We start from the raw sequence: 24,020 nt of genomic DNA on the forward strand, positions 1-24,020 counted from the left end.
TACTAATTAGGTTGGTGTGACTTCTCCAAGTTTAACCTTACTCTCTGCTTCCTCTATTGGATAGCGTCTGCGGAACCACAGCGACTGAAGCAGCAAGAAGGTGCCGCTTACTGTCCAATATAATGGCATGGCAGCAGGGGCATTGAAGGAAAAGACCGCCATCATAATCGGTGAAAGATAGCCCATGATCGCAAATTGCTTGCGCTGGTCAGGCGTCATCTGAAACTGAGAAAGCTTGGCCTGTGCCAAGTATACAATTGCGACGACGATTGACAAAATCCAGTCCGGCTGTCCGAGCCGGAACCATAGGAAAGAGTGAGATGCGAGCTCCGGGGTTAAGCGGATTGCTGTATACATACCGCTCAAGATCGGGAGCTGAATGAGAATAGGCAGACAACCGATATTAAGCGGATTGAATTGATGTTCTTTGTAAAGCGACATCATTTCCTGCTGCATACTCTGCTGGCTGGTGGTATCTTTCTTGTTTTCATACTTCTTCTTAATTCGGTCCAAGTCGGGCTGCATAGCGCTCATCTTGCGCTTCATACCCTGCTGGGCACGCGTTTGACGCATCATAAGAGGCAGTAAGGCCAGACGGACAATGAATGTCAATGTCATAATCGCCAGCCCAAAGCTTCCACCAAACCATTGCGCCAATTGCTGAATAAGCCAAGAAAGCGGGAACACCACGTAATGATTAAAAAATCCGGGTGTCTGTGCATTTATCTCCGCAGCATTCGCACCACAACCAGACAGTAGCATGACCACCGCCAACGCTACCATTAATCCAAATATCCGTTCTTTTTTACCCCAAAAGGTGAATCCCTTGAATCGTTTCATATGTTCCTCCTCGTTGATTGGCTGTGCCATCGTTCAACGAGGGAGAACAATCGGATGCATCTTCATCCGGCGCTTCTTTACGCCGGATATGTCGGGCCAGCCGGACAGGCATGTCCTGTCCACGGGCAGACATCGGCATCTGCGGAGAGGCATGAGACCTCACGGGCCCACCTTCGACCCAGCATTCGGGTACATTGCCGTGCAAATGAGCGAGATACGTATAAGTCACTGTGCACAGCAAACCGATTGTAAATAAATAAGGGAGTAGGTCTTGAAGCTCAAACAAGGGATTCACCTCCTTCGGTTTGTTGCTACAATTATAGCACGAAACCGGACAAGCGACTAATCTTTAATTAGAGATACGGGTTGGATCACAAGCAACTGAAATAATTATTTCTGCTCCTTCGGTCTAATGCTCAAATCCGGTGGAAGGAAGCTCTATATTACGGTAAAAACTTAACGGATAGCAAGCATACGATTCAATGCTAGTACAGCATCCTGTCTGATCTGAGCATCCACACGAATCACACCCACAGGCTCACCCCGGTCAAACTGTTCCATTGCCCACAGCAAATGGGGAAGATCGATCCGGTTCATGGTCAGGCAGGGACACATATCTGGATTGAGCGATTCAATGTGCTGTTCAGGGTACTGCTGCTTGATTCGTTGCACGAGATTCATTTCTGTGCCAACAGCCCATTGGGTCCCTGGCTCTGCCGCACGGATGGTATCGATGATGAATTTTGTGGAGCCCGCGCAATCTGCGAGCTGTACGACTTCATAAGAGCATTCGGGGTGAACGATGACCCGGACGTTCTTATCACGCTCGCGAACGTTGCGAATATGATCTACTGTAAACTTTTCATGAACGGAGCAATGCCCTTTCCATAAAATAATTTTTACGGTTGCTGGGTCCTGTTCAGTCTCAAGCTGATCTGTCATTGGATTCCACACGGCCATTTCATTTAGCGGAATTCCAAGATCGTAAGCTGTATTGCGACCTAAATGCTGATCCGGCAAAAACAAAATACGTTCCTTTTGCTTCAGCGCCCACTCCAGCACTTGCTTAGCATTCGAAGAAGTCACGGTAGCCCCACCATGCCGTCCTACAAAGGCTTTGATCTCTGCTGTGGAATTTACATATGTTAACGGAATGATCGTATCTCCTACCAACTCCTGTAAATGCTTCCATGCTCGTTCTGTCTGTTCCACATTCGCCATATCTGCCATCGAGCAACCTGCACGCATATCCGGCAGGACAACAGTCTGTCGATCGGTAGTCAGCATATCCGCTGTCTCCGCCATAAAATGTACCCCACAAAATACAATGAACTCCGCTTCCTGATTTTGTGCAGCCATTTGAGCAAGCTGTAGAGAATCTCCTGTTATATCAGCAAACTGAATAACCTCGTCCTTCTGATAGTGGTGGCCCGGTATAAGCAGCTTGGGTCCCCATTTTTGTTTCAGTTCGGCCACTCGCTGCTCCATTTCAGCAACCGTCAGTGTCTTATAATGCTCTGGCATAAGCCCTCGATTTCCTTGTAAAACGTCAAGCATAGACATTAGAATCCCTCCATATCGATGCGGCTGATCGTTCCGCTCTCAGCGAACAGATAACCGCTTTGTGTACATTCATATTTACAAGTGTCTTGACACTTATATTTACACATGCCTACAATAATCTCAAGAGTTTTTGAATGGAATTATTTTTAAGCAGGGAGGATTTGGTGTGATTTATCTCGACTATGCCGCTTCTACACCTATGTGTGGTGAAGCTTTAAATATGTTTAACGTATTAAATAAGGAAATGTTCGGAAATGCCAGCAGCCTTCATGATGCGGGCGGTCAAGCAGCCTACACGCTGGATTACAGCAGGCAACGAATAGCAAATATGATTGGCGGGCAAAAGGAAGGCATCTATTTTACGACAGGGGGAACAGAATCCAATATGCTGATTGTGCAATCGATCCTGAACGGGTTGCCGCAGCATAAAAAGCATTGGATCATGAGCGCTTTGGAACATCACTCGATGTACAACCTTGCCACTTTGCTGGAACGTCAGGGCTATGAGCTGACCATTGTGCAACCGGATCGGGAAGGACGAGTGACTCGTGAAGCTCTTTTACCTCACCTGAGAGAAAACACCGGACTTGTATCCGTACAACACGCCAATTCGGAAACGGGATTGGTTCAGGACCTTGCTGCCTTATCTCCCCTGCTACGCGAACGGGGTATTTTGCTGCATAGTGATGCGGTACAGACATTTGGGAATATTCTCGTAGATGTAGAAGCCATGGGAGTAGATGCACTCTCTGTATCGAGCCATAAAGTGTATGGCCCCAAAGGCGTCGGAGCTGCATATCTCAAACCCGGAACTCCTTGGCGTCCCGTGTACCCTGATACAATACATGAAAACGGATTTCGTCCTGGAACGGTTAATGTTCCCGGGATTGCAGCCTTTGTCGCGGCGGCAGAAATGATGACCGAACAGATGGAGTCGCATCAGGAGCGATATGCTTCCCTGAGAAGACACTTTATTACGAAAATTCGGGAAAGATCCATTCCGTTACGTTGGGTGGTACAGGAAAGCGAGAATAAAGCAGCGCTTCATCATATAGTAGGCTGTTTTTTTCACGGTTACGAGGGACAATATGTTATGCTGGAATGTAATCGCAGAGGTGTCTGTATATCCACTGGAAGCGCATGTGCTGCCGGACACCACGATCCTTCGCCTGCCTTACAGGCGCTTGGAGCATCCGGCCGTGAAGCGTTACAATTTATCCGTGTTTCTTTCGGAAGAACGACCACCATCGAGGAATTGAATGTATTGGTAGATATTTTGACAGACCTGACGCATCGAAAAGAAAGGAGCTTATCCCGTTGACTGAATCTTTAAAACGGTCAGGTACGGATCGCCGCGAACAGCTACTATTGTGGCTCAAGAGCGAATCACCACTGACCGGGAGCGAACTGGCGCGCAGATCCTCCGTCTCCCGACAAGTAATTGTACAGGATATTTCCCTGTTAAAAGCAAGCCAAGAGCCTATCCTTGCAACGAGTCAAGGATACATTTATATGGAGCCTGCGGGTCAGGCAACTCCCTTAGCCTCACGTATTATTGTGTGTAAACATCGACCTGAACAGACAGAAGAGGAACTAAAGCTGATTGTGGACTACGGTGTAAGTGTGCAGGATGTTATTGTTGAGCATCCGGTATACGGGGATCTGACTGCTCCGATACGGGTTGGAACTCGCAAGGAAGTGGACGATTTTATCCGTAAAATCAGCTCCACCCAGGCCACTTATTTGTCCCAGCTGACGGGAGGCATCCACCTGCACACCTTGAATGCCTCGGATGAAGATAAAATTAATGATGCCTGCGCTGCATTGGAGCAAGCAGGCTTCCTAATGACGGACTAACTTAGTGCACTTAGCGGAGTAAAGAAAATCCTGTCCAGTGTATGTGGAGTGCAACTGTGCTCCACATGGACGGTATGTAAGCAGCGAGAAATAAAAAAATCCCGGCCCCCTCATATAAGGGAATCGGGAATGAACTATGTGAGCTTAATTTCAAGCAGCTCATATTTAATTACAGCCATGGGTGCATCCACATGAATGATACTGCCCACTTCTTTTCCCAAAAGTGCCTTGCCTAAAGGACTCTCATAGGAAATTTTGTTATCAAGAACATCCGCCTCAGCAGGACTTACAATTTTGTATTCCATCTTTTCTGAAAATTCGATGTCATTCAAAATGACAGTCGATCCAATACTAACGGTTCTAAGGTCTAAATTACTCTCATCCACGACCCGGGCTTTGGTCAGCATCTTCTCCAATATGAGAATGCGGGTTTCCATAAACGCTTGGTCGTCCTTGGCTGAGTGATACTCACTATTTTCTTTCAAATCGCCGTAGCTGATAGCCAACTTAAGGCGTTCGGCTAGCTCCTTGCGTTTTACGGTCTTCAGTTCCTTTAGCTCATCCTCCAGCTTGGCCAATCCCTCTTTAGTTAACAATACTTCTTCATTCGACATATTTTATCTACAACTCCTATTTCAGCATTTTGCTTAATTCCAATTCAACGCTCAAAAATACAATAAACGAACTAAACCGTTTTAGTCTAAACATTGCTGATTGAAAACGCTCTGGGATTTATGCAATTGATCATTTGGCTTGCTTTATTGTAGTTTACTCTAAATCGGACCAACATGCGAAATAAATTACTGGATAACAGTAGCCAACTGCCTTCAGCCAGGGTGATTCTTATAGTAACCAATGCTCTCTTATTCGCATATCGTATGATCATAACGTATTTTGATGAGCACTGTAGTGCCGCTGTCCTTGTCCCGAATTTTCATAAAAACCAGGCAAGAACAGTATATGGCGGGAGGAAGATTCAATGGCTTCCTTAGGAAAGAACGGCAATGGGAATGGCAATGGAAACGGGAATCGTAAATCCAAATCCCCACCTAACGGTCAAAAGAAAAATGGATTAAACAGTAATTCGGCTATCTTTTCCGCGCTTCAAGGAAAAAATGTGGAGGTCCTTGTGGCAGCCCTCCTACTAACAGGAAAACTAAACGTCGATTCGGTGACTTTATACAGACAAGCAACATTGTTTTTAGGACTCACAGGAAAATACAAAACACTAGCATCCACTCCATCCAATGTCGATAATATGGTGAAATTTTTAAATGATAACGGGAATATGACACTGGACCAGGTGATACAAGCCTTTTCACAGAAAATAAATAATTAACAAGTGGCGAAAGGAGACTTATGTGGTGAGTGAGTTTGATGGAGAATATTTTGCAGAGGTTGTCATTATTGTGATTCTAGTTGCCATGTTCTTCTATGGCTCCTCAGATATAGAGGGACTTTCCGCTTCGCCAACCCAATCCTAAAATGATAATTCCCGCTTCGTAAAAAATAAAAAAGCATCTATAGACTCTCACGAGGTCAATAGATGCTCTTACTTTTTAACGGCCCATCATTTCTACTTCATGGCCCTTTACTTCTACACTTATCGTTTGACTAGAAACTTCTCCTGAAGCATTGACTAACTCGGCCCGGTACTCATATGTACCCGGCTTTTGATTTTGGATGCTGGTCACTGCACTTTGGGCCTGCGGACTTTGGCTCAGCAGATCCTGCGCGTCGATCAGCTTTCCGTTTTCATACAAGTTGTATTTCGTCGCATTTGTGCCCCACCACATGTTCATAGCAAGAGTATAGGCACCATCACCATCCCAATTGTCATGAGACAGCACTGGAATGCCAGGAGAAGCATCGGTCACTTCGACAGTTAACGGGTCGCTGGTCGTTTTACCAGAAGCGTTGATCAGTTCTGCAGTATACGTGTAGGTACCGTTGGTCTTACCTGTAACAGGAATGACTGCATGCTGTGCTCCAGGAGAAGCCGCTTGCAACGATTGAGTGCCAATCAGCTTGTCATTTTCGTACAACTTGAGTTCATCACCATTCGTACCCCACCACAGATCCATAGTGATGTTGTAATTGCCATCCTTCAGCCCAGTGTCCTGCCCGTTATCATGCGACAGCACAGGTTTACTCGGCACTTCACCTACACCAGTCTTTTCGACTCTAACAGTTACAGGATTGGATACGACCGTTTTACCATCCAAGGTAACGCTGGCTGTAATCTCCGCGCTCCCCTCTTTTAGGGCCTTAAGTTCTCCATACGTATCCAGCGAAACGGATTCATGACTGCTGACATACTGAACAGAAGCGCGGTTTAAATCTGCTTCGCTGCCATCTGTCAGCGTACCCTTGAGATGTGTCACTGCCGTATCCCCAATGTTGAGGGTCGTTTGATCCAGTGAAAGCTCTACTTCTTGCAACTCTGCACCTGCCTGAGCTGAAAAATCATCCAGTCCACGCGGTTTCAACTGATAATTCCCTTTGAAAATCGCCGAAATTCCTTTTAGCTTCACGTGCTGTCCTTCTTGATATGGAAAAGTTGTCCGTGTTAAGCCTGTACGTGCATCGACACGCACATGGTGACTTACTTCACCTGATACTGCATCAAATTCAAACGAACCTACGGGAGTCGCGTCTATCACATTACGAATCATTGCCGTAGGAAGCTCAACCAACTGTCCTTGGCTCGCATCACTGAGTTGGGTGACTTGTACAGCTTCTGGAAGTTGTCCTTCTCCCGTTTTTTCAATTGCCACTGGATCGGTTAACTCTAGCTCACTATTAAACAGTGCCAAGCTTGCTGTAAGCTTTACTCGATCCCCTTGGTGAAAGCCGCTTTGGTTCTGATATACATAAATACCGCCACTTTCATCCTGCATGTAAAAGGCTTGACCACCGAATACACCTGGTTCTGTCGTCACAACACCCTCTAAGGTCACGACTTTACCAGCCGGGAGACTCCGTGCTTCTGCGACACTGATACGAGCTGGAACCGTATTGCCTTCCTCAGGCAACGGCTGGGCCGGGACATCAGCCAACACGACGGATTGAGTCAGCAGATTGCTGCCGTTTTGCCTCAGTCTAAGATTAGCTGAACCACTGGTTCCCGGCTTGATTCGCACCGTCAAGTCCTTATAGGCATGCCCTTTGCCGTTGGACTCCAGACTAAATGTTCCGCTATAGCCGTAAGAGGTTGGCCAGCTTCCATCCGGATTTTGAATCTGGGCTACTTGATTGCCGCCCTCTATATAAATACCTGTGCTGAATCCGCTAATCGTACTATTGGGAGCCAGCTGATCGGCAGTAACTCGAATTTGAAAAGGCTGTGCATTGGGCAGCTGCTCTTGACGAACGATGTTGTACACAGGCTGCGCACTGGCTGTAGGTCCGCCATAGGACCCTGCTTTGAAGGTTCGCTGATCCCACCATTTGTAGCCAGCTGCGGGAGCGGACCAAGGCTCGGCTTGTGGTTCCGTGGAAGCCTGTGGCTCTTCAAAAGGCAGTAATGCCGTCGGCTGGTCCAGCTGTAAGCTTTTCACTTCCGTCAGGCTGATATACTCCTCCTTCTTGGACAACCAGTCTACGATATTGACCAGTAACTCGGCGTCATCCTGCTCCTTAAAGCCGTCATACGTTGTCTTCTTGGTTCCTGTCTCTTCGCGCAAATATTTTGGCGTTGCATCTTCGACAGGAGACGAGTCCCCAATGAAAGCAGCTTTGCCTAGTCCTACTTTCGATACAGCTGCATAAGGTCCTTCCGGAATGCCGCCTCCATTATACACGCCCTGATCTACTGCGTTGCCCCAAGCCTGATTGGTTTTAGGAAGATATACGATTCCCTTGGCTTTCGCTGGGTCGATAATTGCGAGTGTTGATCCTGCATGCATTGCCACATTACTCACTCCAGCTGTAATGCCGAACGCCTGTGCTGGCTCGACAATCTGATTGGCCGTGATATCGCCTAATGCATTGTAGCGAAAGCGCACACCAAACTGGCTGCCCAGCCAATCTGAGCTGACTACGCCCTGCATTGCTGCCGAGCTTTTTTCTTCCGCACTCATTCCCTTCGCAGGGTCTTCCCATGCACCACGACGATAGCCATTAATGCTCTCCGATCCGTCCCAGCGATTCTTGTTGCGGTCCGCGTTATAATGATCTCCAATGAAAAAAATACTATTGCCTGCTTTTACATACTGCTCCATTGCAGCCTGTTCGCTCTGTTTAAAAGGAATATTCGGCTCTGCTGTAACAAATACATCATAATTCTTTAGATCATTGTAAGTAATGGGCGTAGATTGGCGAAGCTCGTGTACATCATAGCCATTGCTCGCGAGGGCTTGGCCGAAGTCTGAAAATCCACCATCAATCACCCAATCTGCTGCGCCAGCTGTCTGTCCATGAGTATTATCAAACAGCACTTTTTTACCAGCGTTCTCATTGACCACTTTCGCTGCAATGAAGGGGGCTGGGTCCGCCGGACCTTCTGCCCGTACCGGTTGCATGCTGCCCGCAACACCAGCATACAACGATAAAGTGAAAACCATAGCAGTTGCATATTTGAAGCTACGGGATGTAAAACGACGAAAGATTCCCATTCTTTCCCTCCTGTTTGTTGGTTTAAAGCCCTTCTGGGGGGCATCAGATACAAATTTTAGCATTCATTTATGTTCGAATATGCATTGTTTTGTAAATCTTTAGGAATAATGGATAGGAAGGAAATTCCAATAAAAGAGATACACTGTATGCAGCAATGTGAGCACCGCAAATAGGATTTTCCCGGCAGCCCGGGTTCTTCTTTCCCCTGTAATCAGCTTTGCGCCATTCACGATCAATACCCACACGGCAATGAGTGCTGAAATGAGTGGCAGTGTGCAAATTCCCCAGATATACCACGCGGAATAGCCATACACGATCTGATTGTTACCATAGACGACCTGCACTCCGAGAAAAATCGTGTTTAGTGACGCAATGAATGCAAGGTTGGACGAAATGTGATTATTCGTTTTACGGATAGCTTTGATCACATATCTTACGATCCAAATCAGCAAGGTTGTGATGAAAAATAAGGAGGCGGCTGCATAGCTGACAAGCAGAGTCCAGGTGCGGTGCCAAAGTGTCGTTTGCTTCATGGTTTTACTATCCGGGGCAACCATCATCCACGTACCGTTTTCCTGATACAGCAAAATTTTAAGCTGGCCCTCCTTTTCCACAAACAATCCATCGCCTGCTGCTTGAAAAACTTTGTCTGTTGCTTCATTCTCATTTGGGTATTTTCCTTTAACAATTAACGTATGATCATCTTGAATTCGCACGGTGTATGTAATGTTTCCCAGTATTCGAATCCATTTTCCCCACCCATGAACAGGATTAGAATCCACCTGATATACGCCCTCAATCTCTGGCGAAAGCTTCACTTGCGTGGTAGAACGAGCCAGTGACTGAGAAGCGGCCTGCGGATTTGCGGGCAGCATTTGGGCTATCGCATCGATGACTTTTCCATGAAGCAGAGTGTCCGTGTCAGCTGAATTAATGATCACAAAAATACCGATCTTTTGTGACGGAATCAGTACCATTTCGGAAATAAAATCATCAATTTCCCCGGTAGCCCACAGCATAGGTACTCCTGTCTCCAAATGACCACGAAAAAATCCGTAGCCCACGCCATCCAGGCGTGCATCGACTGCAAATTGCTGCGCATGCATCACTTTTACCGTATGTGGTTGGAGCACCACTTTGCCCTCATACTTGCCTTGGTTTAAATGAGTGATCAAGTAATGGGAAAACTCGTTGGGTGTGACGTTCAACGCTCCTGCTCCGGGCAGATTGATATACGACAAAGGCTGTTTCAAATACGCTCCATCCTTCCACTGATACGACTGGGCCTGTGCAGGATGATTTAACGGCAATTCCAGTGTCGCGCTGGGCATATTCATCGGCTGGAACAGATGTGTACGAAGGTAATCATTCAGTCCCTGACCGCTTACTTGCTCCACGATATTACCGATCAGACCGAAGGCGACATTACTGTATTCATACTGAATTCCAGGTTTGCGGATAGGTGGCTGATTTTGAAAATACGTGCTGAGATACTGTTCTGTGGGTAAAACGCCTGCCCGAGTCGAGCTGTTAATGTCGTACAGCGCTTCATCCAATCCTGAGGTATGTGTCAAAAGCTGATGCAAATTGAAAGGCTGATTCTGGTATTGCGTAGCTTTATAGCTGTGGAGATAGTTATTCACGTCTTCATTCAAATCAAGCTTGTTTTGCTCAACCAGCTGCATCGTGGCGCTTGCACTAAATGATTTGGTTAGAGAGCCGACACGAACAATGGTCTTTGCTGGATCGAATGCCATTTTCCGCTCCAGATCTGCATATCCGTAGCCTTTACTAAAAAGAATTTGGGTTCCCTGAGTCACGACGACCGCAGCCCCCGGAATATGCAATTTTTCCAATTTTGTAACCATGATATCGTCCACTTTTTTTTCCAATGAATTAGGTGTTATGCTGTCTATTGCCCATGCCGGAGCAATGAGCAGGTTCCAGAGAAACAACGCTGCTAAAAATGCGGATAGGTAGCAAATGCCTTTATTCTTCATATTGAAGTACCATCCTTACGTATGAAGTTGATTTAATGATTTGAACCGTGCGGTGATTGCATAGCGAGCAGATATTTATACTCCGTATGGAAGCCATCAGCATGGCGCTATGGAATCATCGCACTTCCCATCGCGGGAGTGCACATAATAAAGCGAATCCTGATCGAGTCGTGTAAGCAGACGGCATCTTACCTGTCGATCAGGATTCATGTGTTACAGATTAAAAAATTAGTGATTCAGTTCTTAAAATCATCAACCGTAGATTTTCAAGATTTATGATGTGCTAAATCTTGTGTCATGTCTTTGTCCGTGTTCCGAGTTATCTTTTGTATTGCGGCACGGATACTTTTTACATTTTTCTCGATAAATCCGGGTTCCAGTAGTTCATAATGATTACCAATCAAGCTATGCTCTTCATAGCTACCTTGTGTAGCGTCTTTCCATAAAAGTCGATTATCTCCTGTACCCCTCACCGTTTCCGATCCAACGGCGACAAAGCCGTGAATATTCGCCTGAACGCTCTCTGTATTCACAAGCTGGTTGCCATACACCGCGTAAGCGATCATTTTACGTTGGTACGTTTCATTCAACAGCTCACGGTAGGAGTCGGGAACCTGTTCCAGCATGTCATGAATTTCATGCTCTGTTTCTTCAGCTGTGAAGGGCAGGGCTTCCGCCCTTTTGACCGAATCGAGCATAAAAATATCTGATACGGTATGACCTTGACGTTCCAGTGTGTCAGCAACCTTATGCGCCAGATTACCACCTATGGAATAACCAAGCAGTACATACGGACCTTGCGCTTGCGTGCTGACGATCAAATCAACGTAACGTGCCAGCATGGCCTGCTCATCGGCAGCATCATCCACGAACTCCAATCCATACACGACTGCGTCCTGATCCAGTTGTTTGGCCAGCTCCGCGAACGACAGCCCGTATCCAAGCATAGGAGGAAAGCAGAAGATGGAGATCGGACCGTGTTCATTCAACCGTATGATTGGACTATCGGCCTTGTATTCCAGATCCGCTTTCAATAATGTGAGCGCCTGCTCTTCTATAGTCGGGAAGTCCATAACACTACGGATGGGGAGCTCAATGTCTGTGGCAAGGTGAACTTTGCGTATAAGCTCCAGTACTTTCAAGGAATGTCCACCCAACGTGAAAAAGTCATCATGGATACCCACTTGTGGAATTTCAAGCACTTCCTGCCAAATGGATGCCAGCAACTGCTCCACATCGGTTCGCGGGGCGACATATTCTATACCCGTGTGCAGCCCTTTGTCCGGCACAGGTAAAGCTTTGCGATCGATTTTGCCGTTTGTCGTCAGCGGAAGCCGATCCAGTTGTACAAATGCGGATGGAATCATATAGCTCGGCAGACTGGCCGACATCGCAGCTCGAATCTCACGGACGGTCAGCTGTTCATCGGCAGTGAAGTAAGCACATAATTGCTGTTGACCCGTTCCATCCCGCAAAGCGATAACGACGCTATCCCGCACGGACGGTACACTTGCCAGCCGCGCCTCCACTTCGCCCAGCTCAATCCGGTAACCGCGAATTTTAACCTGTTGATCAATCCGTCCGGCGTATTCCAATATGCCGTCTTCACGCCAGCGAACAAGATCTCCTGTACAGTACAGGAGATCTCCGTCCACCCACGGGTTAGCAAGAAATCTCTCAGCCGTCAGCTCAGGACGATTTAAATAACCACGTGCAACTCCGTCTCCGCCGACAACCAGCTCACCCCAGGCTCCGACCGGTTGCAGGTTAAATGACGAATCCACAACATACGCCGTCGAATTGCAGATGGGACGTCCGATCGGCACAGAATCCAGCTGTTCTTCCGTAATGTGATACGTCGTCGAAAAGGTTGTATTTTCCGTTGGTCCATAGCCGTTAATGATGTTCATGTCCGGATTATCACGCAGAACCCGGTTAATATGGGGTGCAGACAAAACATCACCACCAACCAGCAAATACTTCACATCGCCGAAAAGTTTACTATCCTGCTGTGAAAGCTGATTAAATAACGGTGTGGTCAGCCACATCATGGTGATGCGATGATCCCGTATCGTCTCTTTAAGCTTGGCCGCGTCCAATAGATCATCCTTATGCACAAGAACAAGCTGACCGCCGTTCAGCAGCGCGCCCCAAATTTCAAACGTAGATACATCAAATACAAACGCGCAAGTCTGCAGCATTCGAGTCGATTCATCAAATGGCACATAATCGGTATTGCGGACAAGGCGCACGACACTTTGATGCTCAACAACGACACCCTTAGGCTTACCTGTTGAGCCTGAGGTATAAATAACATAAGCAGCATGATTACCCGCTCCATCTATACCCAGATTGGAAGCATCTGCACTGTAGGACGTATCCTCATTCAGATTAACAATCTGTCCGTCAAAATAGCAACGATCCAGCAAATCTTGTTGAGCCAGCAGCAGTTTGGCTCCCGAGTCCTCCAGCATATAACGGATACGGTCCTCCGGATATTGTGGATCTACCGGCACATACGCGCCACCAGCCTTCAAAATAGCGAGTGTTCCCGTAATCATATCCAGCGAGCGCTCCGTCAAAATGCCAACAGGTTCATCGGGTTTCACCCCTGCATCACGCAGCGTATGCGCTAATCGGTTGGCTGTCTCATTGAGCTCCCGGTAGGTCAATGATTGATGACCCAAAGCGACGGCAATATGATCCGGCGTACGCTCTGCCTGCTCCTCAAACAATTTTTGGATCGTGTGATTGCTTGGATATGCAGAGGCAGTGTTATTAAACTCTCCTGTAATTTGTTGTTTTTCCGCCGCTGTAACCAGTTCCAGCTCTTCTATGCAAACATTCGGGTTAAGCAAAACTTGCTCCAACAGATTCACAAAATGTCCATGCAGACGCTTAATGCCTGTTTGATCATAACTTAACGCATTATACATAAAACGAATCTTGATGCATTCTCCTGGCATAACGACTAAGCTCAGATCATAGTTAGTCTGCTCCGCAGCCACCACGTTGGAGATCGGGAATAGTTCCTGCCCGTCACTTCCCAGTTCTTCGACCTGCTCATCTACCGGATAATTTTCAAACACCATAATATGGTTAATTAAATCCTGTTTCTGATCGGTCAATGCCTGAATCTCAAACAGTGGATACGTATCATACGCATGAGAAGCCAGAGCCTGCTCCTGCGTTTTCTTCATAACTTCTGCAAAAGATTCCCCTGCCTCACTAAGGATGCGAACAGGAATGGTATTAATAAACAAGCCGATAATATCCTCTACCCCGATAATATCCGATGGACGGCCTGAGACGACACTGCCAAATACGACGTCACTGTGGTTGTTATATTTTTGCAGTAAAATCCCCCAGACGGTTTGTAATAACGTATTCATGGTCACTTGATATCGCTTAGCCGTCTCCTCCACCCGGAGGGTCAACTCACGTTCCAAAACCGTCACCCAATCACTAGCCGTGTTGCCTCCACTCTTGCGACCGGATTTTACAGCTGGTAATGCTGTTTGCTGCTCATATCCGGATAAATAGCTGCTCCAGTAGTCGGTTGCCGCCTTGCGATCCTGTGCTTCGAGCCATTCAATAAAGCGGCTGTACGGCACTGCGGGTGCTAGCTCTGGTACTCTGCCCTCCTGAAGTGCTGCATAGCTTTCAAACACTTCTTTATTTATAAGGGACAGACACCAGCCGTCCATGACGATATGATGGAAGCTCCATACAAAATGATAGCTGTCTTCTCCGGTACGTAAAATCGCTACACGCAGCAGAACATCCCTACGCAGATCAAAGCCTCGTGCTTTATCTTGTAGCTTGAAATTTTTCACCCGGGTATCTATTTCATCCTTCTCCAGATGGTGTAAATCTTCATATTGAAAGCCGCAATCCTGATTTCGATACACCACCTGCAACGGTTCCGTATCTCTGCCAAAATAAAAATGTGTACGCAGCGCCTCATGTCGCCGAACCAGAATATTCAGGCTTTCTGCAAAAGCCCGAATGTCCATCTGACCTCGCATATCATAAGAAACCTGCTCAAAATACGCGTCATTCGCGGCTGCTTGACTATCTAGCTGGCTGTGAAACAGCATCCCTTTCTGCATCGGGGTCAGTGCATATACATTGTCGATCTCACCTGCAGCACCCATTTCAGATAAGAGGCTGTCCAAGCCCTCCACACTCATTCCTTTATAGGAAATATCACTTGGGGTAAGCTCCGGGTGTTCTTTATGGATGCAATGCACCAAAATTTCGCGCAGGCTCGATTCCAGTAATTTCGCCAATCGCTCGATCGTCTCCGGTCTATAGCTGGTACGGCTATAGCTAATCGTCAGACCCAGTTGACCTCCCGAAATGATGCCACCAAAATCCAGCGTATACGTTCGAGCCATGGTCGGGCTCAGCGGCATCCCACCCTCATATGAGGATGATTGCAAGTCGTTCCCTTTCATATCCTGATCGAACTGTCCCAAATAGTTAAAGCTGATTTCGGGGTCTGTCGTAAATAGGGCTGGAGATGCCTCCGGTGCCTGTGTCTGATGATCGGCTAAGTATTTCAGTACACCGTAGCCAATCCCTTTTTGCGGGATGCCGCGCAGTCCTTCCTTCACCCGCTTAATCCGTTGCGAAAGTGCCAGTTCTTCAGGCATATCGAGCAAAACAGGATATTGGCTTGTAAACCACCCTATCGTCCGGGTAATGTCCACCTCTGGTAAAATGGCTTCACGTCCATGTCCCTCCAGATTAATCAGGAACCGATCATTTCCACTCCATGCTTGCAATGCCATTCCTACCGCCGTTAGCAACAGGTCATTAATTTCTGTACGGTAGGCACGATTGGCCTGTTTGAGCAGCTGCTCTGTCTCTGCGTGTGTCCACAAAGCAGTAACCGATTCACTATCGCCAATCAATGGCTTTTCGTGCTCATTATACCCGTAATCCTGCGGCAAAGGAGTCCGTTCCGCTTGTGCAAGTTTCCCCCAATACGCTTGCTCACGTTCCATAGCTGGGCTGTTGGCATAAGCGTGCAGCTGCTCGGCCCATGTTTGGAACGAATCTGTTTTATGAGGCAGCTGAATCACCTGTTCACCCTTGGAAGCTTGATCATAGGCAGTCGCCAAATCCTCGAATAAAATGCGCCAAGATACCCCGTCCACCGCCAAATGATGAATCACGACCAGCAGATGATCTCCATCCGGGCAACGGAACAGCCCCAGTCTCATCAGCGGACCTTCACTTAGAGAAATACCAGATTGAATTTCATTGCACTTCGCTTCAATTATCTTCGCCAAATCTTGCTGGTTTACATCGCTGTCATTATAATCAAAGCACTCTAGATGGTACGGTTCGCCTTCCTCTACACTGCGGTTCCATGCTGTACATCCGTTCTCCGACAAACTAAAAACCATACGCAGTGCATCATGGTGCGATGTAATCTGATGGAGCGCCCGCCGTAGTGCCTGTTCGTCATAGCCTTCCTGACGATAGAGCATGACAGATTGGTTAAAATAGTGTGGTTCTCCCGTTGGCTGTTCAAAAAACCAGCGCTGAATCGGTGTAAGCACTACATTTCCTGTAACCTCGCCCTGCTCGGCTATTCGGTTAACAGGCTGAATATATGTGCTTAGTCCTGCAATTGTCGGGTATTTGAACAAGTCCTTCATTTCCAGCTTGTATCCAGCCTGAAATAAGCGGGACGATACTTGAATGGCCTTGATGGAGTCACCACCCAAATGGAAAAAGTTATCCTGTATTCCGACTTTCGGGATACCAAGAATGGCTCCCCAAGCTGTAGCCAGTGCCTGTTGGACATCCGTCTCGGGTGCCACATAGTCCATACCTGTATCGAGATTGTGCTCAGGTGCGGGCAGTGCCCTGCGGTCTACTTTGCCATTCAGCGTCAAAGGCAGTCTGGAGAGCTGCACAAAGTAGGACGGCACCATATAGCCAGGCAGATCCTGCGACAAAATGTTACGTAAGTCGCTGGCGCTCAGTTCGCTATCTGTTACAAAATAGGCACATAGCTGTTTTTGTCCGTGATCGTCCTGCCGCACGGTAACAACTGATTCCTTCACACCTGGAATCGTGGACAAACGGGTTTCAATTTCACCCAGTTCAATGCGGTAGCCGCGAATTTTGACCTGTTCATCCATTCTTCCCTTGTACTCCAGTACACCATCAGCACGCCAACGCACTAAGTCCCCTGTACGATAGCAATATTCTCCAGACCGGAATGGACTTTCAATAAATTTTTCCGCCGTAAGCTCGGGTCGATTCAGATATCCACGCCCAACACCATCACCACCGACGATCAGTTCCCCCCAGGCCCCGATAGGTTGCAGCTTCAACGAACGATTGACCACATAAGCGGTCGAGTGATCAATTGGACGTCCAATGGGAATAGCCTGGGTTTGCGGTTCTGTAATGTCATAGATGGTGGAAAAGGTGGTGTTCTCAGTCGGCCCATAAATATTGGCTAGGCGAAGCTGCGAGTACTCCTTCAACACACGATTGACGTGCGGTACAGACAACACATCACCACCCACGAGCAACTCCTTCAAGGACGCAAACACTCCGATTTCTTGCTGCGAATACTGATTGAATAAAGCCGTGGTCATGAACATCGTGTTAACACGATACTTGTCAATTGCCTGTTTGAGCTTGGAGGCATCCAGAATAGTGTCATGACTTACCACATACAGTTGTCCCCCGTTCAGCAGCGTTCCCCAGATTTCAAATGTGGAGGCATCGAACACAACTGCGCCCAATTGCAGCATACGTGTATTTTCATCAAGCGTGGCATAGCTTTTGTTTTTCACTAGGCGCACGACATTACGGTGCTCAATCATCACGCCCTTCGGCTTGCCTGTCGTACCAGAGGTGTAGATCACATACGCAAGATCCGAGGAAGATCCCCCTGTTGTAATCGGAAGTGTTCCATCCGTATGAGCGTCAAATTCAGATTTGGTACTCCATCGTTGTTCATCACTCAAATCGATGACCGGAATGCCGGGTTCAAAAGGCATCTGCTCACGTCGTTGTAACAGTAACAGCCCCGCACCGGAATCCTCCAGTAAATAACGGATACGCTCCTCAGGATAATCGGGATCAATGGGAACGTAAGCCCCTCCGACCTTCAAGATCGCCAGCATACCGACGACCATTTCAATGGAGCGTTCAGCCATAATTGCTACTCGCTGTGTCTCTGGCTCGGAACCGCGCCGTATCCCATGGGAAGCGAGAATGCGTGCCAGACGGTCGGCACGTTCATTCAGCTCACGGTAGGTAAGCTGCATGTTCGCAAAGGTGATGGCCAGCCGATCAGGTGATTGCGCTACCTGTTCCTCGAACAGCACATGCAGTGCTTGATCTCGTGGATACGGATAGTCTGCTACCGTATCATTGAATCTCTGCACAAGCAGCTCTTTTTCTTGGGCCGAAACCATTTCTATAGCCGAAAGAGCGATATCCGGCTGTTGAGTAACCGCATTGATAAGCTGCTGCAAATGTTCAGTCAGTCGTTCAATGGTTTCTCGTTTGTACAGCCGAGTTCCGTATTGAAGAGCACAGGAAATTTGTTCTCCATCCTCCACTGCGAACAGACTCAAATCAAATTTGGCCGTCGTTTGCTCACTTGGATAAGATGCCAGTTGCAGCCCCGCCAGCTGCTGCTCTTTTTGCTCTATGTTTTGTAGTGCAAACATGGTATCAAATAACGGATTACGGCTTAAATCTCGATCCACGCCCAGCTTCTCCACTAGCTCTTCAAACGGATAATCCTGATGTTCAAAAGCCTTTAACGCGTTTTCCTTGACCTCCAACACATAATCGCGGAACGTTTTCCCGCCTTCTGGATAATTACGGATTGCCAGTGTATTCACGAACATCCCGATCAGACTGCCAAGATCCGCATGGGGCCGCCCTGCAATTGGCGAACCGACAATAATATCCTCCTGCCCGCTATAGTGGCTAAGCAAAGCCGAATAGGCTGCCAACAGCACCATATATAATGTCGATTCCGTCTGCACCGCAATGCTTTTTAAGCCTGCGCTTTGTCGTTGGTCAAGCGTAAATTCCAGCACATCTCCTTCAAAGCTTCTCACCGCTGGCCGTGGATAATCAGTCGGTAGATCAAGCACTGGTAGCTCTCCTGCGAAGGTATTGAGCCAGTAGTTTTCCTGTTCCCGGTAGCGTTCACTTTGCTGCTGCTTCTGTTGCCAAGCGGCGTAGTCTTTATACTGAATGCGTAACGAGGGCAGCGTGTCGCCTGCATATAAATGAATGAAGTCCTGAATTAGTACATTTATAGAGGTGCCGTCCGAAATGATATGATGCATATCCATGAGCAAAATATGATGCTCTGGGTCTGTTTCAACCAAACCAACTCGGAATAACGGAGCCTGCCTCAGATCGAATGGTTGGACAAAGTTACGTACCAGCTCATCCGTTTCCTTTGGGGTAGCTCCGTGAGCATTAGTCAATTCCATGCAAAAAGGAACCTCGTCATGTACTCGCTGGACAGGTTCACCGTTCATGGTCTCAAAACTTGTGCGCAATGTTTCATGGCGATCAATAAGCTGACGGAATGCACTATCCAGTGCCTTGTGATCAAGTGAACCGGTCAGAGTTAGGACACCAGGTATGTTATAGCTAATTCCCGCTCCATCAAGCTGATTGAGGATATACATCCGTTTTTGAGCCGAAGAGACCGCATAAAATGGCTTATTCTCCGTAACAGGGATGGATTCATAAGTGGTTTGCTCCAGTGCTTCAATAACCTGCGCCAGCTGTTCAATGGTCGGATGCTGGAACAGATCCTTTAGCTGCACATTTCTATGCAATTCCTTATAGATGAGTGATATGACATGTGTCGCCCGCAGGGAATGTCCTCCTGCCTCAAAAAAGTTATCCTTAATGCCAATGCGCTCAAGCTCAAGCACATCTTTCCAGATGCTAGCCAGTTGTGTTTGTAATTGATTTTGAGGAGGTACATATTCTGCGCCTGAGCCTACACCTCCCTCTGGCTGTGGCAACGCTCGGCGATCCACCTTGCCGTTGGGCGTCAGTGGCAATTGCTCTAGCTGTACAAAATACGACGGTACCATGTAGCCCGGCAGCTCCTGACTCAAAGCGCTACGCAGCTCACTTGTCGCTACTTCCGCATGGGTGACCACATATGCGCAGAGCAGCTTTTGCCCCTGTTCATCTTCATGTGCAATTACAACAGCTTCTCGGACTGCCTCCAGCTTCAACAGCTGTGCTTCCACCTCGCCCAGCTCGATCCGGTAGCCCCGGATTTTTACCTGCGCGTCGATCCGTCCCTTATATTCCAGCGTCCCGTCCGCATTCCAACGCACCAGGTCCCCTGTTCGATAGCAGCGTTCGCCACCACGGAACGGGCTGTCAATGAACTTTTCGGTCGTCAGTTCTGGGCGGTTGCGGTATCCGCGAGCTACCCCGTCACCGCCGACAATCAGTTCCCCCCACGCTCCAACAGGCTGGAGCTGCATCGAACCGTCCACGACATATGCCGTCGAGTTATAGATCGGGCTACCAATGGGCACAGACCCCGATTGAACGCCAGTAATGGCTTGTGTGGTAGAAAAAGTCGTATTTTCCGTCGGACCGTAGCCGTTAATAATATGTAGATTCGGATGGGCTTCCAATACCCGATTAATATGCGGTACGGACAGCACATCACCACCGACCAATAGCTCCCGCATCCCCTCAAATAGTTCCAAGTCCTGCTGGGATAGCTGATTAAAGAGTGGTGCGGTCAGCCACATCGTGGTAATGCCGTGATTGCGGACAACTTCCTTGAGCTTGGGCGCGTCCAAAATAACATCCTGACTCACCAGCACCAGCTGTCCACCGTTCAATAGCGCACCCCAAACTTCGAAGGTGGACGCGTCAAAGACAACAGACCCGGTCTGCAAAATGCGTGTGTCGGCATTCAAGCGTGCATAGTTTGTGTTTGTCACCAAACGCACGACATTACGGTGCTCCACCATAACCCCTTTGGGCTGGCCTGTAGTCCCTGAGGTGTACATAATATAGGCCAAGCGACCAGCTGCGCTCGCCTGTGGTTGTTCTTTAGCTGCATAAGTCTGCTGTATTTGTTCTGGTTCTGCTTGTTCTGATCGCGTAGCTTTTGGTTGCATGATTTCTGGTTGTATGGTTGTCGTAGAAGCAAGTTCGGGACTGGCGGAAATGGAGTAGAACGGATCTAGGCAGTCCACGTATCCCGAATCAGTATTCGTCCCGTGCTCATTCGACAAAATGGGATCGTAACGATCAGCATCATCCGTTCCATAAATTGCGGCATTGCTAAGGTCAAGCACCATTCCCTTAAAATCAGTGGGCCGATGTTCCATTCGCTGCACGAGCAGTATGTCCGCACCGGAATCCTTCAGCAAATAGCGTACACGCTCATCCGGGTAATCAGAATCAATGGGTACATACGCTCCACCTGCTTTGAGAATTCCGAGCATACCGACAATCATCTCAATCGAGCGTTCAGCTACAATGCCGACCGTCTGCTCGGTGCGGATTCCCTGCTTACGTAAAGAATGAGCCAGTCGGTTGGCCTTTTCATTCAATTCTGCATAGGTTAGGCTATCTTGCCCATACACTACCGCCACCTGCTGTGGTGTCTGCTTCGCCTGTTTCTCGAACAATTCATGAATAGACGCATGACGTGGATAATCCACATTTGTATCGTTGAAGGTATGGAGCAGCTGCTCTATTTCTTGCTCTGACAGCACTTGTGCTGTGGAAATCGCCAACTCTGGCTGCTGCAAAACAATAGTGTACAGCCGCAGAAGCTGCTCAACAAAGTGCTCAATCGTCGTCTCGCTATAACGGTCGCTACTATACTTTACGTTTAGGGAAACCGCTTCATGTTCCCATTGAAACTGGAAATCTAGTTCAGATTGTACGTGATCCAAAAAATCAGAAATATGAATATTTCGCAAGGATACTGTGGTGTGAATAAGAGGCTTTCCATCCTCATCACGTTGAATGTCAAGTAATTCAGAATAGTTCCAAAAAGGAATGTTTTGATGTTCAATAGCTTCGCCGACAGAGGTTTTGATTTGAGACAGCAAGGCTTTGAAGGTTGTGCTGGAATCCAGCGTATTTTTCAATAAAAGTAGATGGTTGATCGGCTTTGTAGCACCGTTGCTAGACTTGGCTACCGGAATGCCCAGCAGCACACGTTCCTCACCTGTGTATTTATGCAATAAGCTCTCTACTCCAGCAAGCAGGACCATAAACACGGCCCATGGAGCGCCACCTGTTATAGATGATATTCTTTGGGAAATTTCAGTTGGAAATGTGAGCGTGTACATATGGGAATTTAAACTCGTTACAGTTGTACTTCTGGACACATGGTTAGTGTATGGTAGGCAGATGGTATGATCCTCAGATTCCAGTTTATGACTCCAGTAATTTTTTTCCTTCTCAAATAAGGCTTTCAATGACATCCCTCCTGCTTCTCGGGGCCTGTTCCCCGGTTGGATGGTGCGTTGTTACGTACATGAGCGTTGTGTCAGAAAAAGAATACTTTGCAGGCAAGGGCAGTCGGACAAGCCGCCGCCCTCTGCACACGCAAAGTGAACTCATTGCATTTTAGAAAACGGATTTAAAAAACAAAGTCGATGGAATCCGGTGAGAAGCCTTCCGGCCGCTCGTCCGAGTTAACCTGAATATCGCCTAACAGCAAATCTGGATCGATTCCAATCTGGGACAGGATCGCTATCAAATCTCTGGTTAATCTCTCAATAGCGTCGGCCCCAAACAGCTTCGTGCAATATTCAAACGAACCCTTGATTTCCCCGTCTTCATCACTCATAGACAAGGTCAAATCGAATTTGGAGATGCTGTGCTCCTGAACATATGGACTGAAGGACAGCGTTTCTAGCTTCGTTTCCTGCGACTCTGTATTTTGCAGTACAAACATGGTGTCAAACAACGGGTTACGGCTTGCATCCCGTGCTACATCCAGCTTTTCCACCAACTCTTCCAGTGGATAATCCTGATGCTCAAAGGCTTGCAGCGTACGATCTCTGGCTTCCTGCAAGTAGCTGTGGAACGTTTGGTTGCCCTTCGGCTGATGCCGGATGGCTAGCGTATTGACGAACATTCCGATCAGTGGCTCCAGCTCAGGCAACAAGCGGCCTGCTACTGGCGTACCGATGATCAAATCGTCCTGACCGCTGTATTTGGACAGCAGAACGGTGTAGGCGCTCAACAGCACCATGTACAGTGTACTTCCGGTTTGTGTCGCAATTCGGTGCAGTTGCTCGGATACATTCGCGTCCACTGTAAATTCATACATCGCACCTTCGAAGCTGCGAACAGCAGGTCTAGGATAAGCAATTGGCAAATTCAGTACCGGCAACTCTCCAGCTAAATGCTCCAGCCAGAAGTGTTCCCGGCGTTGGTATGATTCACGCTGCATCTCCTGCTGCTGCCACACGGCGTAGTCTTTGTACTGAATTTGCAGCGGCTCCAATGCCTGTCCTTCGTACAGTTGTACCAACTCCTGCACGATATTGTTCGACGATACACCGTCTGAAATAATATGGTGCATGTCGTACATCAGGAGATGGCGCTCTGGTCCGGTTTGAATAAGACGGACACGCAGCAGTGGTGCCTGGCGAAGGTCAAAGCTGCGTACAAAGGACTCGATATAGGCATCGGCTTCGGACTCCCTGGCTTGCAGGTGCTCTACTGCAAACTCCACTTGATCGTACACCCGCTGTACGACCTCGCCTTCCAGCATTTCAAAGGAAGTCCGCAGCGTTTCATGGCGAGCTATTAACTGACGGAACGCATCCTCCAGCCGATCGGCCTGAAGCGGTCCCTCCACGGTTAATACACCCGGCATATTGTAGCTGAGATCCCCACCTTCCAGATGGCTCAAAATGTACAGTCGTTTTTGAGCCGAGGAAACCGGGTAGTATGCCTGTTGCGCCGCCGCAGGAATCACCGTATAGGTGTCTGTGCCGTGCGTTGCGATGAGCTGGGCTTGCTGCTCAATCGTAAAGTGTTGGAACACCTCACGCAGCGTAATCCGGCTGTCCAGTTCCTGATGGATTTTGGCCACCAGCGTCGTTGCCCGCAGGGAGTGCC

11 protein-coding genes are annotated in these 24,020 nt (G+C 48.0%); 3 read left to right on the forward strand and 8 right to left on the reverse strand.

Translation table 11 applies throughout. The annotated features are described in order from the left end of the window. Nucleotides 1–6: 6 nt before the first annotated feature. The 3 genes from yidC to nadA form a co-directional block, all read right to left on the reverse strand. A complete protein-coding gene (yidC, locus tag ACWA2B_RS22660) occupies nt 7–840 on the reverse strand; it encodes a membrane protein insertase YidC (protein WP_069011673.1) in 834 nt (277 codons plus the stop codon). Continuing rightward, entirely contained in the window at nt 806–1,126 is a 321-nt protein-coding gene (locus ACWA2B_RS22665; RefSeq protein ID WP_013310179.1) for a hypothetical protein, read from the reverse strand. The genes yidC and ACWA2B_RS22665 overlap by 35 nt, the downstream gene beginning before the upstream one ends. Nucleotides 1,127–1,296: 170 nt before the next feature. Further along, complete coding sequence (nadA, locus tag ACWA2B_RS22670; RefSeq protein WP_165150061.1) at nt 1,297–2,403, reverse strand: quinolinate synthase NadA; 1,107 nt, start codon at nt 2,401–2,403, stop codon at nt 1,297–1,299. A 166-nt stretch (nt 2,404–2,569) separates the two neighbouring features. Between nadA and ACWA2B_RS22675 the strand changes: the two genes are divergently transcribed. Continuing rightward, the gene (locus ACWA2B_RS22675; RefSeq protein ID WP_069011676.1) at nt 2,570–3,724 is read left to right on the forward strand and encodes an IscS subfamily cysteine desulfurase; all 1,155 of its coding nucleotides are present in this window, start codon (nt 2,570–2,572) and stop codon (nt 3,722–3,724) included. Continuing rightward, nucleotides 3,721–4,260, forward strand: coding sequence for a transcription repressor NadR (locus ACWA2B_RS22680; RefSeq protein ID WP_029514848.1), 540 nt, complete (start codon nt 3,721–3,723; stop codon nt 4,258–4,260). Before ACWA2B_RS22675 ends, ACWA2B_RS22680 begins: the two co-directional genes overlap by 4 nt. A gap of 134 nt (nt 4,261–4,394) precedes the next feature. Here ACWA2B_RS22680 and greA read toward each other — a convergent pair whose 3' ends face one another. Continuing rightward, on the reverse strand, nt 4,395–4,874 hold the full coding sequence (greA, locus tag ACWA2B_RS22685; RefSeq protein WP_013310174.1) for a transcription elongation factor GreA: 480 nt from the start codon (nt 4,872–4,874) through the stop codon (nt 4,395–4,397). 365 nt (nt 4,875–5,239) lie between these two features. On the opposite strand from greA, the gene ACWA2B_RS22690 reads away from it, so the two are divergent. Continuing rightward, a complete protein-coding gene (locus tag ACWA2B_RS22690; RefSeq protein ID WP_029514846.1) occupies nt 5,240–5,599 on the forward strand; it encodes a hypothetical protein in 360 nt (119 codons plus the stop codon). Nucleotides 5,600–5,819: 220 nt separating this feature from the next. On the opposite strand, the gene ACWA2B_RS22695 is transcribed toward ACWA2B_RS22690, so the two are convergent. The 4 genes from ACWA2B_RS22695 to ACWA2B_RS22710 form a co-directional block, all read right to left on the reverse strand. Next, nucleotides 5,820–8,876, reverse strand: coding sequence for an endonuclease (locus ACWA2B_RS22695; RefSeq protein ID WP_449292636.1), 3,057 nt, complete (start codon nt 8,874–8,876; stop codon nt 5,820–5,822). Between the two features lie 99 nt (nt 8,877–8,975). Beyond that, nucleotides 8,976–10,877: a serine hydrolase domain-containing protein gene (locus ACWA2B_RS22700; protein ID WP_069011683.1), complete on the reverse strand. Its 1,902-nt coding sequence runs from the start codon at nt 10,875–10,877 to the stop codon at nt 8,976–8,978. Nucleotides 10,878–11,143: 266 nt separating this feature from the next. Continuing rightward, on the reverse strand, nt 11,144–22,363 hold the full coding sequence (locus ACWA2B_RS22705) for an amino acid adenylation domain-containing protein (RefSeq protein ID WP_449292637.1): 11,220 nt from the start codon (nt 22,361–22,363) through the stop codon (nt 11,144–11,146). A 164-nt stretch (nt 22,364–22,527) separates the two neighbouring features. Then, a partial coding sequence (locus ACWA2B_RS22710; RefSeq protein ID WP_449292638.1) for a condensation domain-containing protein occupies nt 22,528–24,020 on the reverse strand: 1,493 nt, incomplete at its 5' end.

It is taken from the genome of Paenibacillus sp. CMM36 (assembly GCF_053570945.1).